Source organism: Streptomyces sp. NPDC044033, from assembly GCF_056434425.1.
This window is the reverse complement of the sequence record NZ_JBWKFF010000013.1, coordinates 193,642-208,054: the sequence shown is the minus strand read 5'-3', so window position 1 is coordinate 208,054 and position 14,413 is coordinate 193,642. Positions and strand designations below refer to the sequence as shown.

General features: G+C 66.1%; 16 protein-coding genes, 1 tRNA gene and 1 pseudogene. 2 read left to right on the top strand and 16 right to left on the bottom strand.

Annotated elements, in window-relative coordinates; genetic code table 11:
* Positions 1 to 15: 15 nt before the first annotated feature.
* Both chpH and AC07AB_RS23475 read right to left on the bottom strand, forming a co-directional pair.
* Positions 16 to 249, bottom strand: a complete 234-nt coding sequence (chpH, locus tag AC07AB_RS23480; protein WP_478569979.1) for a chaplin ChpH — start codon at positions 247 to 249, stop codon at positions 16 to 18.
* A 189-nt stretch (positions 250 to 438) separates the two neighbouring features.
* Complete coding sequence (locus tag AC07AB_RS23475; protein ID WP_478569977.1) at positions 439 to 1,764, bottom strand: M20/M25/M40 family metallo-hydrolase; 1,326 nt, start codon at positions 1,762 to 1,764, stop codon at positions 439 to 441.
* A gap of 256 nt (positions 1,765 to 2,020) precedes the next feature.
* On the opposite strand from AC07AB_RS23475, the gene AC07AB_RS23470 reads away from it, so the two are divergent.
* Positions 2,021 to 2,108 (top strand) — tRNA-Leu (locus tag AC07AB_RS23470).
* Between the two features lie 88 nt (positions 2,109 to 2,196).
* Here AC07AB_RS23470 and AC07AB_RS23465 read toward each other — a convergent pair.
* Positions 2,197 to 3,027 (bottom strand): tyrosine-type recombinase/integrase, encoded by an 831-nt coding sequence (locus tag AC07AB_RS23465; protein ID WP_478569975.1) that lies wholly within the window; start codon positions 3,025 to 3,027, stop codon positions 2,197 to 2,199.
* A 94-nt stretch (positions 3,028 to 3,121) separates the two neighbouring features.
* Between AC07AB_RS23465 and AC07AB_RS23460 the strand changes: the two genes are divergently transcribed.
* The gene (locus AC07AB_RS23460; protein WP_478569973.1) at positions 3,122 to 3,868 is read left to right on the top strand and encodes a hypothetical protein; all 747 of its coding nucleotides are present in this window, start codon (positions 3,122 to 3,124) and stop codon (positions 3,866 to 3,868) included.
* Positions 3,869 to 3,927: 59 nt separating this feature from the next.
* Here the strand turns inward: AC07AB_RS23460 and AC07AB_RS23455 are convergent, their stop codons facing one another.
* The 13 genes and pseudogenes from AC07AB_RS23455 to rph form a co-directional block, all read right to left on the bottom strand.
* Complete coding sequence (locus AC07AB_RS23455) at positions 3,928 to 4,149, bottom strand: DUF7848 domain-containing protein (RefSeq protein ID WP_478569971.1); 222 nt, start codon at positions 4,147 to 4,149, stop codon at positions 3,928 to 3,930.
* Between the two features lie 29 nt (positions 4,150 to 4,178).
* A pseudogene (locus AC07AB_RS23450) lies at positions 4,179 to 4,643 on the bottom strand (hypothetical protein); the annotation flags it as partial.
* Between the two features lie 96 nt (positions 4,644 to 4,739).
* Positions 4,740 to 4,970, bottom strand: coding sequence for a DUF397 domain-containing protein (locus tag AC07AB_RS23445; RefSeq protein ID WP_478569969.1), 231 nt, complete (start codon positions 4,968 to 4,970; stop codon positions 4,740 to 4,742).
* A 39-nt stretch (positions 4,971 to 5,009) separates the two neighbouring features.
* Positions 5,010 to 5,324, bottom strand: coding sequence for a hypothetical protein (locus AC07AB_RS23440; protein WP_478569967.1), 315 nt, complete (start codon positions 5,322 to 5,324; stop codon positions 5,010 to 5,012).
* 62 nt (positions 5,325 to 5,386) lie between these two features.
* Positions 5,387 to 6,220 (bottom strand): helix-turn-helix domain-containing protein, encoded by an 834-nt coding sequence (locus AC07AB_RS23435; protein ID WP_478569965.1) that lies wholly within the window; start codon positions 6,218 to 6,220, stop codon positions 5,387 to 5,389.
* On the bottom strand, positions 6,210 to 6,734 hold the full coding sequence (locus tag AC07AB_RS23430; protein ID WP_478569963.1) for a DUF6879 family protein: 525 nt from the start codon (positions 6,732 to 6,734) through the stop codon (positions 6,210 to 6,212). The genes AC07AB_RS23435 and AC07AB_RS23430 overlap by 11 nt, the downstream gene beginning before the upstream one ends.
* Positions 6,718 to 6,927 carry a hypothetical protein gene (locus AC07AB_RS23425; protein WP_344375784.1) on the bottom strand — a complete coding sequence of 70 codons (210 nt, stop codon included), beginning with the start codon at positions 6,925 to 6,927 and terminating at the stop codon, positions 6,718 to 6,720. Before AC07AB_RS23425 ends, AC07AB_RS23430 begins: the two co-directional genes overlap by 17 nt.
* An 873-nt stretch (positions 6,928 to 7,800) precedes the next feature.
* The gene (locus tag AC07AB_RS23420; RefSeq protein WP_478569961.1) at positions 7,801 to 8,463 is read right to left on the bottom strand and encodes a class I SAM-dependent methyltransferase; all 663 of its coding nucleotides are present in this window, start codon (positions 8,461 to 8,463) and stop codon (positions 7,801 to 7,803) included.
* 73 nt (positions 8,464 to 8,536) lie between these two features.
* Positions 8,537 to 9,019: a hypothetical protein gene (locus tag AC07AB_RS23415; RefSeq protein WP_478569959.1), complete on the bottom strand. Its 483-nt coding sequence runs from the start codon at positions 9,017 to 9,019 to the stop codon at positions 8,537 to 8,539.
* 328 nt (positions 9,020 to 9,347) lie between these two features.
* Positions 9,348 to 10,196 (bottom strand): helix-turn-helix domain-containing protein, encoded by an 849-nt coding sequence (locus tag AC07AB_RS23410; RefSeq protein WP_478569957.1) that lies wholly within the window; start codon positions 10,194 to 10,196, stop codon positions 9,348 to 9,350.
* 26 nt (positions 10,197 to 10,222) lie between these two features.
* On the bottom strand, positions 10,223 to 10,753 hold the full coding sequence (locus AC07AB_RS23405) for a DUF6879 family protein (protein WP_478569955.1): 531 nt from the start codon (positions 10,751 to 10,753) through the stop codon (positions 10,223 to 10,225).
* Positions 10,728 to 10,985: a hypothetical protein gene (locus AC07AB_RS23400; RefSeq protein ID WP_478569953.1), complete on the bottom strand. Its 258-nt coding sequence runs from the start codon at positions 10,983 to 10,985 to the stop codon at positions 10,728 to 10,730. The genes AC07AB_RS23405 and AC07AB_RS23400 overlap by 26 nt, the downstream gene beginning before the upstream one ends.
* A gap of 243 nt (positions 10,986 to 11,228) precedes the next feature.
* Positions 11,229 to 13,856: a rifamycin-inactivating phosphotransferase gene (gene rph, locus AC07AB_RS23395; RefSeq protein ID WP_478569951.1), complete on the bottom strand. Its 2,628-nt coding sequence runs from the start codon at positions 13,854 to 13,856 to the stop codon at positions 11,229 to 11,231.
* Between the last annotated feature and the right edge of the window lie 557 nt (positions 13,857 to 14,413).

Sequence of the window (14,413 nt, the reverse complement as noted above, 5' to 3'; positions counted from 1 at the left end):
GGTTGTGGCACAACGTCAGGTGTTGACGCAGGTGTTGCCGAAGGCGGGGTTCAGCAGCCCGACCACGGAGATCGCGTTGCCACACACGTTCACCGGAACGTGGATCGGCACCTGGACAACGTTGCCCGACAGCACACCGGGGCTGCCCACAGCAGCGCCCTGGGCGCCCGAGTCGGCAACCGCCAGACCCGCACCGGCGAGCACCAGACCACCAGTGACAGCCGCAGCGGCGACGATCTTCTTGATCATTATTCCTCCTTGTTGGCAATGCGATCCAAGCCGCGGACCGCACAACCTGTAACGAGGAGGGGGGATTCGAGCTACGAACCTACAGCTCCATTCACTCTTTCCGGTGAAGGTCGCACTCGCTGGCGACTATCGGATTCTCATGTCGGCACTCACCGGATCAGCACCGCTCCGCACTGGCGCCGGCCCGCCTCAGCACTGGTCCAGGAAGCGGTCCAACACCCGTACACCGAACTTCAGGCCGTCGACCGGAACCCGCTCGTCCACGCCGTGGAACATTCCGGCGAAGTCCAGCTCCGGCGGCAGCTTCAGCGGCGCGAACCCGAAGCCGCGGATGCCGAGGTCGTCGAAGGACTTGGCGTCCGTACCGGCCGAGAGCATGTACGGCACGGCGCGCGCGATCGGGTCCTCGGCCTGCAGCGCCGACTGCATCGCGTCGACCAGCGCCCCGTCGAAGGTGGTCTCCAGCGCCTTGTCCGCGTGCACGTCCTCGCGCCGGACTCGCGGCCCGAGGATCCGGTCGAGATCGGCGAGGAATTCCTCCTCGTACCCCGGCAGGAAACGCGCGTCGACGTGCGCGGTGGCCTGCCCCGGGATGACGTTGACCTTGTAGCCGGCGCCGAGCTGGGTCGGGTTGGCGGTGTTCTTCATCGACGCGCCGATGAGCTTGGCGATGCCGCCCAGCTTGGCGAGCGTGTCGTCCATGTTCTCCGGGTCGAGCTCGGTGCCGAGAGCGTCCCCGAGCTCGTCGAGGAAGGCCCGCAGCGTCTTGGTCACCCGAATCGGGAACTCGTGCCGGCCCAACCGCCCGACGGCCTCGGACAGTTCGGTGATGGCATTGTCCTTATGAATCATCGAACCGTGACCGGCGGAGCCGTCCACGGTCAGCTTCATCCAGTGCATGCCCTTCTGCGCCGTCTCGATCAGATACAGCCGCAGCTTCTCGTTGACCGTGAACGAGAACCCGCCGACCTCGCTGATCGCCTCGTTCACCCCCTCGAAGAGCCCCGGGTGCTTGTCGACGAGATACCGCGCGCCGTACGTGCCGCCGGCCTCCTCGTCGGCGACGAAGGCCAGCACGATGTCGCGCGGAGGCTTGCGCCCGGAGCGCAGCCGGTCCCGTACGACCGCGAGGGTCATCGCGTCCATGTCCTTCATGTCGACCGCGCCGCGACCCCAGACGCACCCGTCGGCGATCTCGCCGGAGAAGGGGTCGTGCGTCCAGTCGGCGGCATTGGCGGGCACGACGTCGGTGTGCCCGTGGATGAGCAGCCCCGGCCGGGACCGGTCCTCGCCCTCGATCCGCGCGACGGTGGACGCCCGGCCCCGGTGGGACTCGAAGATCTGCGGTTCGAGCCCGACCTCCGCGAGCTTCTCGGCCACGTACTCCGCCGCGACCCGCTCGCCGGGCCCGGAGTGGTCCCCGTAGTTGCTGGTGTCGATCCGGATCAGGTCCCGGCAGAGGTCGACGACCTCGTCCTCGCCCGCGCCCGTACGCGCCGGGTTCGCCTCGCTCACGCTGCCTCCTCATCGTTCGTTTCTCGGACCGCTCGGCCGTGGGGCCGCCCCGGTACGGACGTCCGCACGCGAGGGTCCACCGCCATCCTCCACCCCACGCCTCCGCAGCCCAAGGCCGCAATGCTGCCGACACACCCAGGCCACAGACCCCGCCCCGGCCCACTCCGGCCCGCCCCGGGCGGGTGATCGAGCACCCCCGGAGGTTTGCTATTGTTTTCCATGTCGGAACGGCCACGGGCCAACCGGCAGACACCTTGTCCGGGTGGCGGAATGGCAGACGCGCTAGCTTGAGGTGCTAGTGCCCTTTATCGGGCGTGGGGGTTCAAGTCCCCCCTCGGACACCAGCTGAGACCCCTGTTCATCAGGGGTTTTTTGCTTTTCTGGGGTGTGGCGTGACCAGCCACGTGACCAACAGCCCAGAGAGTTGCCTGGTCAGACCAGGGATGACAGGCCGAGCCTGTTGGCTCCGGAGGCGGCGAGCCTCCGGGCTCCGTTCTTACGTGAGTGGCCGTAGCGGGCCATGGTGTAGCCCGGCGAGCGGTGCCGGACATTGACGGAGACCTCTACTGGGTTCTCCCCGGCCTCCAGATCGTTCGTGACCTTGCTGCTGTGCCTCCAGTCGTGGATGCGGAAGTCGTCCGGCAGGTGCAGACGGTTGCGGAGGGTGCGCCACCGTGCCGAGACCTTCTCGGGGCCCTGCGGCCCGCCAGCCTCGCCCCGGTAGAGCTTGAAGCCATCGCGGGCGAACACCAGATCATGATCCGTCCATGCGGCGCCGAGTCGTGCGCGTTCGGCTTCCTGGCGTTCCTTCTGCCACTTGAGGACGTTTATCACGGACTGGTCCACGTAGATGACGGCGTTGGCGTCGCCGTCCTTGGTCAGCTTCTGCAGCCGGTAGGTGTTGCCTTCCTCGACCACCACCCATCCCAACTCGACGGAGCCTTCGACCCAGTTGATGAGGGACCACTTCATGCCCAGGGCCTCGCTGCGCCGCACTCCGGTGGCGGCGTAGACGGTCCACAGCGGAGCATCCCGAAGACAGTGATGAGTCAGGCCGCCGACGCAGGCACGGTTGCCGCACGGCTCCCCCACCGAGGACAGGAACCGGGCGGTCCCGTCGTCGCCCAGGGTGGGGAAGTCCCGTTCCTGCGCCCGTATCTCCCGGCCCGTGGGCGGGTTCGCGGCGGCGGCCGGATTGCTCGGTATCAACTTGGGCACGGCCGCACCGAGCGCACCGGACAGGATGTTAGGGACGTGCCGCACGGACTTAGATTCCGAGCGTGACCAGTGGCAGCAGTGATGGAAGTCGCCGCAGGCCGCTATGTGGGACGAGTCGTTCATTCCTACCGTGGCCGTGATGCTGACCTATTTCGGGAAGATCCTGGACGGTACGGCGAACGCTGATCATCAGATGGAGTTCCGCCACCTGGCCACGGCGCTTGGACTCACCGTGATCACGCTCTCCGAGGATGCCCGGCCGCTGTGGCGGACCGTTCGCCGGTACGCGCGCATCCTGGGCGAGACCCTGCCGGAGGGGCAGGCGGTATTCATTGAGCGGACCGCAGAGCAGACTCTCAGGGTGGCCGCCTGCCTCGCGGCCTCCGAGTGTTCCGAGACCATCACGGACGAGATCCTGACGGCCGCGTTCTCGCTCGTACGGCGCTCTGTCCGGGACGCCGTACGGATCACCAAGGGAACCGACGCTCCGAAGGTGAAGCGGCAGCCGCTCAGTCTCGCCGACAAGGTCCGGGCCCGGATCGAACTGCATGGCGGTCGGGCCACGTCTTCCCAGGTGCTTCCGTATGTGGGTGCGTCGGCCGCCGAGGTCAAGGAACTGCCCGGAATCGCCGTAACTGTGGAACGGGAAGGGAAGACCGGTCGCCCGAAAACGGTTCTGACGCTCAGCGGTGACGCTCCCGTTCACGCAGAGCAGCCGGTTCCGACTCCGCAGCCGATGCCGGCGGCTCCAGAGCGTGAGCAGAACCGCGCCACGGTCGTCCGCATGGACGCCTACCGCTCGACTCCCAAGCAGGCCCCGGAGCCCGCGCCCGAACCGAAGCGCCCGGCACCGCTCGACGCCAACCCCTTCCGAGCACTCCTCTGACCAACCAACACAACAGCCCCGGCCCGAAATGGGCCGAGGCTCATTCCGTTGCTTCGGCTCTACTCGGCCCGCTCCACCAGGGCGACCGATGTGCACAGGCGCCGGAATTGTGCGTGCTGGGTCCGGCCAGTGTGGCTCATGCACTCCACGTCCACGGCCGCGCCATCCGCCGAAGGCGCGGCCTCCCAGCCGCACGTCAGGCACTTCGCCTCGAACGTCACCTCTGTGTCTGGGTGCTGGGTGATCCGGTGCTTCGTGTACCGCAAGATTGAGCGGGGCATCGTTGCGTGCTCTCCCTCGTCAGGTGTCCGGCCGTCGGGCAGGGAAGGTCCGGCATGGCGCGATTCGGTGAGCAGCACACCAGGGCCAGGGACAGGTACGAGGGGCGTTCGAGGTAGAAGCCGTGGGACACGTCCCCGCCCCAACCGAGCCGTTCGGCAGAGGAGTTGACCAGTAGCGCCAGCCGCGTACTGTCACGGTCCGACTCGGAAGCGAACCGGGGCGCGTACTCGGTGAGCCGTTGACCGAGCCATTCCGCCGCTTCCTTCGGCTCCTCCCAGGTGCCCCGGACCAACTTCTCCGGCTTGATCAGCCAGTAGGCCGTTTCGAGCGGCGGGAGGTCCACGATGGGGAACTCCGTCTTCACTTCCCTGTGCCGCTAAATCAGTTCCGGCTTGCCGTCCGCAGGGGGCGGATCGGAGTTCGGGGGCCGTCTCAGCGCCTCGTCATCGAACCGCTGCTTGGAACCGGTCCACAGATACGCATGGTGGTGCAACTGTCGTCCCGTTCAATGCAGGAAGAAGGGGGAGGGCCCAACCGGCCCCGTCCCTCGGGGGATCGAGTCGGGGCCGGAGGACACCAGGAACGGCCGTCAGGCCGAGACGGTGAAGCGGGCCGGGTCGATACCGGCTGCAGTCAGTTCGGCGGTGGTAAAGCGCAACGGAGCCATGTCGGGGCGCTTGTCGTCGCCCAGCGCCCACGCGTCGGGGCCGATCTTCGCCAGCGTGGCGCAGGACTCGCCGTCCGGGTGCGTGTTGCCCCCGCACACCTTGAAGAACGTAGCTCCGTCGATAGGCAGGCCGTACAGGTCGGTTCCAGGCATGGGTGTGCCTTCCCGTGAGGTCAGTGAAAGGGGGCAGGCTCAGGACTGGTATTGCTCCGACTTCCGCACGTACACCACGCCAGGGCCAAGAGCCGTCGCCGACTCCCGGAACAACTCATGCAGCATCGATCGGGAGTTGTTCTGCGTGGCGTTGGTCAGATTGTCCGCCAGCAAGGCGGCCTCAGACGGGAGCAAAACCATTTCCGTGTCTGCCATGTGCCGACCGCTCTTCGTCAACCACATGGGCACACGAATGTTCCCATCAACATCCCGGTACGCCGGACGGCTTGGGACGGGGTCCATCCGCCAACCCTGCGGGGCCTTCTGGCTGTCGCTCTTCGGTTCGGTCGGCATAGGTACATCCTCGGCCCGTAAGCATCGAGTCTCCAGCAATATTCGCGTTGCGGGGTAGACGATCATGAACGGTAGGAGGTAGCCCAATCTCGAAACAGCTCTCTGGCATCTTCGTCGAACAACGCATGACGCTCGTACAAGCCGAACACTTCGAGGTGTTCCGCGATGTCCCGAGCGTCCTGAAAAACTATGCGCCCGGTGAACGTCTCTACAGTCACCAAGCGTTGGTCGTAAACCGTGAAAGTATTCATCGGGCCACGACCAATGGCCGACCCCAACGGAATCACGCCAATGTGCACGTTGGGGAGATGGGATAACGAGACGAGGCGGTCAATCTGCACGGCCATTGCGGCACGGGGGACCACTGCCCACCTGACGGCCTGCTCCGTCAACAGGAACGTGAACCGTTTCCAGGTGTCGTAGAGGACCGCTTGCCGGTCCAGCTTCTTCGCGACTGTCTTGGAGATGTCCACTGGCGAGTGGCTCAGGCTATCCCTGATGTACTCAGGTGTGGCCAGGAGTCCTGTCACCATTGCGGGCAGGAAGTACCGGAGCGTCACGGCTTCCGCTTCGAGGCCAGCCAGTTCCGACTGCCGCTTTTCCAGTCCTCGACGCCACGATGCCCGCTTACCCTGCCACTCCGTATTGGCGAGCCGCGCGAGGGTGGCCACTTCTGCCACCATTTCCGGGGGTGCGTCGAGGGCTCTAAGAATCAACTCAACGTCGACAAGTCCGGGTGTGATTCGACCGGTCTCGATGTTGCTGAGCTTGGTTTGGGACATGTTGCAGCGCTGGGCGAGCCAAACCTGTGTGCGGCTGGCTCGCCTGCGCATCGTGCGGAGTGTTTCCGCCAGGTCAGCCTTCGACTGTCCTAGCTGCTCAGGATCAAACGTCAAGGCCCTTCACGTACTCCTCGAAAGGCACTGCGTGTTCTAGGGCGATTCGCTTCCACTCCCGATAGGGAGCGGGGTTACCCTCGTACGCCTCGCGATTGATCTGGGTACCGTCCTGTCGAAAGTTCAGGTACGCGATGCGGATTTCGTCGAACATCCACCAGTCACGCCCGGAGAGCGGCAAACCGTAGTCCTCCTGCGTCACGTCCAAGACGCGGATATCCTCCCCGGCCGCGATATTGCCAGGAATGCCCCACGCGAATTGGTACCGCTGGTAGTCAGTGAGCGGCTGGCGCACGATGCGCACGCGACCGATGCGCTTGCCGGACTCGACGTATCCGCGTACCCGTTCATGCCAGCGAGCATTGTGGTCGTCGGGCTTGCTCTCGTCCCGCAGGAAGCGGGCGACGTTCTCCTGCTCCTTGGGCATGGTGTATGTGGGCTGCGCCTCGAACCGCCACGCTTCGCGCTCGAAGGCGTCGAAGTACCTACGCCACTCCTCACCATCCAAGAGCACGGACAGCCTCCCTCAGAACGTGTTCCGGGATCTCCACCAGGGCCTCACCTGCGGGCGCGGTGAACGCGTCAGACACGTCCCCCTGGATAACGAATGAACCGCTCTTGGTCCGGTAGACGTTGGGGCAATCGTCGTCGTCGCACTCGGGCCCTCCGGCCTGGCCGGTAAGACGGGTCAGTTCCTCGCGTGCCATCGTGCCCTCCTTCGATGCAGGGGCGGTCCCCGGCGCCAAGAGGACGGTAGGTCGGATGAGTCTGCCTGGTCTATGGCACATCGCGGATATTCGCGTTGTCGGGTAGACGATCATGGGGGATAAGTGCAGGTACCCGCTCCGCCCTGGTTGGTCACGTGACCAACGCGTGACCAACAGCGGTCCGAAACGGCCCGAAACAGGGGGAAAGCATGACCAACGAGCCCCGTCAACTCTGTGGCGTGTCGGGGATATTTCCGCAGGTCATCCAAGTACAGTGCTGGTGTCCGAGTGGAGAGTTCAAGTCTCCCCTCGGACACCAGCGAGAACCCCAGTTGATCTGGGGTTTTCTGCGTTTTCTGGCATTTACGTGACCTGCAGCGCGCCCCGCGGCCGGAGAACCCGCCCTTGGCCAAGGGACGACAGGCCGGCCGAGCCGAGCCGCACCGGAGGCGGCGGGCTTCCGCGCTCCGCCCGTCCTTACGGGAGCGGCCGTAGCGGTCATGGCGCAGCCCGGCGGGTAATGCCGGGCGTTCTCGCACAGACCTCGACGGGGTTCTCCCTGGCCTCCGGATCGCTCGTGACCTTGCTGTCTCGCCATTCGTGACGCGGAACTCCGCGAGGGCTTCAACCGGGCGCGTAAGATGCGCCACCGCTCCGGGCACTGATCCGCCCATATCTGGAAGCGGGTCCGCTGGGGGATACGTGACCTCCCTGCCAATGTAATCGGCCACCATTGGCGGAACCGTCAAGATGTCCTCGCATGGCAGTGTCCGGCCGGTACTCGCCGCCAGCCTCTTCCCGACACTGAACCGCGCGAACAAAGCAAGCCCCCCCCCGCCAGTTCCAGCGGAAGGGTTCGCATGGCCGAGAAGATCAGCGCTTTACGCCGCGTACGATCAGGGTCCCGATATGTCCCTCGGTGGGGGCGTCCAGGACGGTTGCTTCGACGTCCTGGAAACCGCTTTTGGCGAGCAGCGCGGACCACTTGCGGGGGGTGTAGCTGTACCGGTAGGTGAACATTGCTTTGCCCGCGAAGCCGCCCTTGTACATGCCCTGGGGTCCGTAGGCCCCTGGAATGGCCGGGGGTTGGGAGAAGACCAGCGTGCCACCAGGGTTGAGCCGCGTGGAGATCAGCGGAAAGAGTTTCACGGGGTCGGTGAACCAAACCGCGCCGAAAATGGAATAGACGGCGTCGTACGTCTCAGCGCTCGCCACCAAGTGCTCAAGCACTTCCGCACAGACGAACTCCGCGCCCCTGGTCCCCCAACGTTCGGTCAGGTGCTTGACTGCGACCGGAGACAGGTCCAAGCCCGTGACCTTGACCCCCTGGCTCAGGAGGAACGCCGACGCTCGCCCGGTACCGCAGCCGATTTCCAGTGCCGTCCTTGGCGAACCCAGGAGTTCGTGCCCTGGGCCGTGCCCGGCGTACTGCGTCCAGCAGAGCACCGGTTCAGCCTCCAGGGTCTTGTCCTTTGTGCTCTCGGCGAAGGTGTCCCAGAGCTCGCGTTCGGAGTCGATGTCGTGCTGAGCGGGCAACTGTCGTCCTTAGTTCCAGCTGGTTCGGTGCCCCGCCCTAGAAGGAAGGCGGGGCACCCTGTACAGGGTGGTACTAGTGGCTGTCGGGCACCTTGTTGTCACACGGCGAACACTCCGCCGCGTCCATGTCCCACAGCTCATCGTCCACGGCGAATCCGTTGCCCCGCAGAATGTCGGCCGTCCGCGTCACGGTGCCGTCGCAGCGCCGCTGGATCAAGGGAGCGTGGTGCTTGTAGTGGCCGCTGTTGTACTCATCGCACAAAGCGAAGTACAGCGAGGTGTCGAGGATCAGGGCGTGAACAGCCACGTCCACCGTGTAGCCGACGCCCATGTCCACGCCCTTCCGCTCCATGGCGGTGATCGTGTACGCGATGGCCTGGCCCAGCAGCCGTTCGGCGGTATCACGGGTCATGACGCTGTTGTCGCGCAGCAGGAGAGCGACTTCTCGGTCCCACAGCGTCGGCTCGGTGTCGGTGATCAGGCGGGGCACTTGATGGACCAGAGCGTTGAGGATGATCTGCGGGTCACGGGTGCGGGTCTGAACGGCTGTGCTCATCGTGCGTGCCTCCAGGGAGAAGGGTTGCGTGGAGCCTTCGGGCCGGCCAGTTGCGCTCAGGCCCCCCTGATGCAGCGCTCACTCTCGGGAGCGCACGGGTTGCCCACGTGAACGGGGCAGCGACACAGGGGGAAGCGGTCGACGCTGAAGGACCTGAAGCGGGTGCCACCTCGTGCTTCGGGACCCGCCCCGTGATGCCGCCTCTCGTCACTCGATAGGCCGGGATGGACATCGCCATGCTTGCCTCCGGCTGTCAACTGGCTGTGCCAAGGACGCTACGGAGAGGGGAAGTCGGCGGTCCACGTTCTTGCATGGACTTGCACATGGATTATCGGAGTGCGCTGACCGCCTGCGTGATGAGGGCACGGGCGTCCGAGCCGTAGACGGCCATTTCTGCCAGTTGGGAGAACGCTTTGGCATAGACGTTGATCTCGCTTGGAGCCGACACGTTCACAGCAGCCGTAAGGAGCTCGACGCTCGCACGGTGGTCGTCGAACAAATAGAACGCCTCCAGCGGCCACACGCGCCGCTCGGCGGCGAACGGGATGATGCCCAGGCTCACGTTCGGAAGTGCCATCACTGCGAGCAGGTAGCCGAGCTGGCCGGCCATCGCGTCGGCGTCGCCGATGCGATAGCGAAGCACGGTTTCTTCCATGAGCAACGCGAACCGGTGGCCGCCTTCGTGGAGAACCTGCGAACGCTCGACGCGGGAAGCTGCGGCATCGGACGAGTCATCAGGAGTGCCTTGAAAGGTGGCGATTGTGGAGAGCAAGGCGGACGCGTATGCCTCGGTCTGGAGCATGCCGGGCACGACGTTCGAGCAGTACACGCGGAAGTGCCGGGTGCCCTGGTACAGGGGAACTATTTCCTCCTGCGCCCGGCGCATTCCGTGACGGTGAGCCCTTTTCCAGTAGACATACATTTGGTCGGCTTGGCGGTTCGCTGCGATGAGGTCCACGGTCTGGTCTTCCGCACCGCATGCTTTGCACCATGCGCGGATATCGGCATCAGCCGCGGGCGTCCTGGCCCGCTCGATGCGTGACGACTTCGCGGGGCTCCAGCCACACCGAAGGGCCAAGTCATGCCCGGTCAACTCCGCATCCTTGCGTAGCTCCCCAAGGCGAGCGGCAAGGACTTCGCGGGCGGCCTGAGCGCTGGACGAGGGAGACGCAGACATGAGTGGCTCTTCAGTGTTTCGCTAAGTCAGACCGAGTACTTCTCGTGCGGGATACCCCGCTCCCATACCGCCTCGAACGCGGCCGATGCCAACCGAACTACCTCCGGTTCGGGGCGAAACTCCCAACCCGGTTCGGACCAGTTGCCATCACCCGAGAAGTGGTTGAAGAGCACGGTCTCACCGTCGAAGACCCAGCAGTCGTTGCCAGGCAGGGCAATGTCCGACGCATGCCGCCTGGGAAGCCAGCGAACCTGTTCCCCGGCCTGGACATTGACCACGGTGCCGGCGTGCTCGTAACGGATGTAGTCGGTGACGGGTTCGGAGACGACGCGGGCGCGGCGGACCGCGACGCCTCTAGCCACTGTGCCCCGCATTAGATCGACCCAAGGCGTCCAGTACTCGGAAGCGGGATCCACATCGCGTTGCCCCGTGCGCCTCCAGTTCTCGAAGTCCTCGGCTTCATCGCCCACACCGTACGAGTCGCGCATCTCCAGGTGTACGGCCGAGTGCTTGGCTGCCGCCAGCAGCTCGTCAAAGCCCGGCGCGTTCTGCGACATCACATGCCTCCCTGAGCATCGGCGCCATGCGGGCCGGAATCCGAATGACGGCCTCGTGCACCGGAATGCCCGGCGCGTGTCCGGGGGCCATGAACGCCGCGCACTCTGCCCCCAGCTTCTCGTCTGGCTTCCAGCCCTGCAGCACGAGTTCCCTCTTCGCCTCATCCACCCAAATGGTGGGGGAACCCTGCTGGCCCGTGTCTGGATCAATCCCGATGAACCGCAGTGCCATGGCTGCCTCCGGTGTCGAGTGGCTTACGCCGACTTGCACGAGCTTCGCCGTGGCGGGCCCAGGTCGTCAAGGGTGTACGAGCGAACTGACGAACCGCCCGGCCACCGGGATAGCCGACTGGTGTAGCTCCAGCCGAGGTTGGCTACATGACTCGGTCCCAGCGGGCGGCGGGCTTGGAGTGGTCGTCGGCTGCTTGGCGTTGATCAGTCGCAAGCTACGGCCGGGGCCTCTCGGGGTGGTCGGTCAAGGCAGGATCTCGATGTATCCGTCGGTCCCGTGCACGCGGATCCGCTGCCCGTCCCGGATCAGCCGGGTGGCCTGCTCTACGCCCACGACGGCAGGCAAGCCGTACTCGCGGGCGATCACTGCGCCATGGGTCATGAGGCCGCCGACCTCCGTCACCAGGCCGGTGATTCCGACGAACAGCGGCGACCAACTGGGGTCCGTGAAGGTCGTGACCAGGATGTCGCCGGCTTCGAGGTCGGCCTCCGCCATGTCCAGGATGACGCGGGCTCTTCCCTCGACGGTCCCGGCGGAAACCGGTAGACCGACCAGGGCGCCGGCCGGCACGTCGTCGCGCCGGTACGCCCCGGTGACGGCCTCGCCATCCGAGGTGAGGACCCGGGGCGGTGTGAGCGCGTGGTACGACCGGAAGGCGTCCTTGCGCCGCTGGATGAGCTGGCCGTCCACCTGGTTCGTGCGCACGGCGTCGTGAAACTCCTGGAAGGTGAGGTAGAAGACGTCTTCCTTCTCAGGAAGCACGCCTGCCTGCACGAGGCGCTCGGCTTCCTCCAGCAGGGCCTGCTTGTAGACGGAGTAGCGGCTGACGATGCCGTACTTCGGGTACTCCCGGTATCCGATGAAGGTTCGCACCCGGTCGATCATCCGCTTGGTCTCGTCGGCTTTCCGGTCCCCGTCCGGCAGGGCCCGCAAGCGGGAAAGTACGTCCTGTTCCTTCTTCTGCGCCTTCTGTCGGCCTTGCTCGAAGCGCCGTTCGGCGGCGCCTGGTTCGAAGTTCCTGACGTTGTCAAGGATGACGGGCACGAGCGTGGTGGGGCGCTCACGCCAGCGCGGCCTCGTGATGTCGATCTCGCCGACGCAGCGCATGCCGTACCGGTCGAGGTAGGTCTCTACGGCATCACGCGCTTCGGTCCCGCCCGCTAGCTTCGCCAGCTCGTCCAGGAAGGCTTCGTCCTCGACGTGCTCGACGCCCTGCAAGTACGCCACCACCTCCGGCAGCGGACGGATCACGTCCGCGACGTCTAGCAGCGCCAGCCCCATCTGGGACGTGATGTTGTCGGGGGCGGACAGTGTGAGCGTGTCAGCCGCGTTCTTCTCGCCCAGCCACTCCCGCAGCTTGTCGTTGAGCCACCACGTGGCCTCCATCCCCGCCATGATCGCCTGGAGGTTCAGCGGATCGCCGAGGACTCGTTTGTGCTCCTCGAAAGCCTCCAGTAGGAAGTCGAACAGCGCCGGGCCGGTCTTCGTCCGGATGTCGTGCTCCAGGGCGGCGATGGACGCCTGGCTGCGTTCGATCAGCCCGGTGACGATGGCCGGGTCGGTCTCGATCGGGGCGGGCGGGCCGTCGGCCGGTGGCCCGCCCGCCGGTGGCCCGCCGGGATCCGCGTCCGGGAGCGACGGGACGAAATCCTCGCGGTCGAGAACGGTCTCCAGAGCGTCCCTGATCAGCGGATCGCCTCTCCCCATGACGTCCAGGAGGGCGGCGCGGCTCGCGGGCGAGGCCAGGCGCCGGGTGACGTCGACGAACAGCCTCCCGCCGGCCTCGTGCATCGGCACCATGGCCGTCAGCTGCCACATGGAGAACCCCAGGGGCCTCATGGGGTCGGTCATCATCTGCTGGTGGCCGACGGAGACGTAGACGTGGTTCTCTCCGTCGCCGGTCTCGGGGACGGGGAACAGCGTCGTGATCGGCCGGCTCTGAACGACCTGGAAGTCATCGTCGACCAGACACCATTCGATGTCCTGCGGGCGGCCGAAGTGCGCTTCGATCCGCCGCCCGAGCTGTACGAGCCGTACGACCTGCGCATCCGTCAGCGCCGGCTGCTCCTGCCGCTGCGGGTCGATCGCCACTTCCCGCGTGCCACCGCCCGGCAGGGCGTGAACGGCACTCCGTTTGGCGGCGATCGACTTGGCGACGACTTCGCCGTCTCGCACCGTGAAGACGTCCGGGTTGACCAGGCCGGAGACCAGGGCCTCGCCGAGGCCGAAGCCGGCGTCCACGGTGGCGGCCTTCCGGTCGCCCGTGACGGGGTCGGCCGTGAACAGGACGCCGGCCGCGTGCGGGAAGACCATCTGCTGCACGACCACGGCCATGTGGACCGTACGGTGATCGATGCCGTTCCGCAGGCGGTAGGTCACGGCCCGCTCGGTGAACAGCGAGGCCCAGCACCGGCTGATGTGCTGGAGGATCGCCGTCGTCCCCACGACGTTCAGGTACGTGTCCTGCTGGCCGGCGAAGGAGGCCGTCGGCAGGTCCTCCGCCGTCGCGCTGGACCGGACGGCGTAGGCGGCTCGCTCGCCGAGCCGGGCGAGCGCGCGGGTGATCGCCGCCGCCAGATCGGCCGGAATGGCGATCTCTTCGATGGTCCGGCGGATCTGCGCGCTGAGTGTGCCGATCGCCTCCCGGTCGTCCGGGTTCAGGCGCGACAGCTGATCGAGCCGGTCGCTGATCGACGGCGCCTGCGCCTGCGCCATGATTCGCCGGAAGGCGTCCGTCGTCACGCAGAAGCCGGCCGGCACGCGGACGCCTTCGATCCGCGACAGCCCGCCCAGGTGCGCGCCCTTGCCGCCGACGGCCGCGACCCGCATCTCGTCAGCCTCTTGAAGGTCCGACACGTACTGCTCGCTCACTGCGATACCTCCGAGGCAGCCGTGCTCCCGCGCACCACGGTGGCCGATCGAGTCAACAGCGCCTCCATCTCAGTCGGACCTCCCGTCGGGCACGTCCTCACCTCTGGTTGCCTTCCTTCTGACGAGTCCGTCGACCGTTCCACTCTCTCGGGCGGCGCGCACCCCCGCACTGCCGGTCCCCCCGCTGGTTCGACGTGACCGCCTCCCCCGTACATCGACAGCAATACACGCACGTCGTGCCCTCATTTCCGCAGGTTGTGGCCTCGGCCGACGATTCTGCGCCGGGACCCGGGCCTTGCCGCAAGCCCCCTGACGCGCTATACCTTGGTAGTGGCAGGGAGAGAGATCTCCTTGCCTTTGCTTTTGCCTTTTACCGTCCGCTGGGACTGACCAGCCTGTCGCGTAACGGGGCCGCCGCGTATGGGTACGCGGTGTTGGCCCAGGCGGATGTGGCAGATGTCCAGTCGGCTTGTCGTACTGGGTCCACGAGCCCCCAGCGGTCACCCGGGGCGCCCACCGCCACCCCGTCGTTCATGTAGATGAACCTGCTGCTACGA

Excerpts from the sequence above, each read along its gene's own strand:
- AC07AB_RS23440 (WP_478569967.1), bottom strand. The coding sequence starts at position 5,324 with ATGCCGACCGAACCGAAGAGCGACAGCCAGAAGGCCCCGCAGGGTTGG.
- AC07AB_RS23425 (WP_344375784.1), bottom strand. The coding sequence starts at position 6,927 with ATGGCACGCGAGGAACTGACCCGTCTTACCGGCCAGGCCGGAGGGCCC.
- chpH (WP_478569979.1), bottom strand. The coding sequence starts at position 249 with ATGATCAAGAAGATCGTCGCCGCTGCGGCTGTCACTGGTGGTCTGGTG.
- AC07AB_RS23445 (WP_478569969.1), bottom strand. The coding sequence starts at position 4,970 with ATGCCTGGAACCGACCTGTACGGCCTGCCTATCGACGGAGCTACGTTC.
- AC07AB_RS23455 (WP_478569971.1), bottom strand. The coding sequence starts at position 4,149 with ATGCCCCGCTCAATCTTGCGGTACACGAAGCACCGGATCACCCAGCAC.
- AC07AB_RS23410 (WP_478569957.1), bottom strand. The coding sequence starts at position 10,196 with ATGTCTGCGTCTCCCTCGTCCAGCGCTCAGGCCGCCCGCGAAGTCCTT.
- AC07AB_RS23460 (WP_478569973.1), top strand. The coding sequence starts at position 3,122 with ATGCTGACCTATTTCGGGAAGATCCTGGACGGTACGGCGAACGCTGAT.
- AC07AB_RS23400 (WP_478569953.1), bottom strand. The coding sequence starts at position 10,985 with ATGGCACTGCGGTTCATCGGGATTGATCCAGACACGGGCCAGCAGGGT.
- AC07AB_RS23405 (WP_478569955.1), bottom strand. The coding sequence starts at position 10,753 with ATGTCGCAGAACGCGCCGGGCTTTGACGAGCTGCTGGCGGCAGCCAAG.
- AC07AB_RS23415 (WP_478569959.1), bottom strand. The coding sequence starts at position 9,019 with ATGAGCACAGCCGTTCAGACCCGCACCCGTGACCCGCAGATCATCCTC.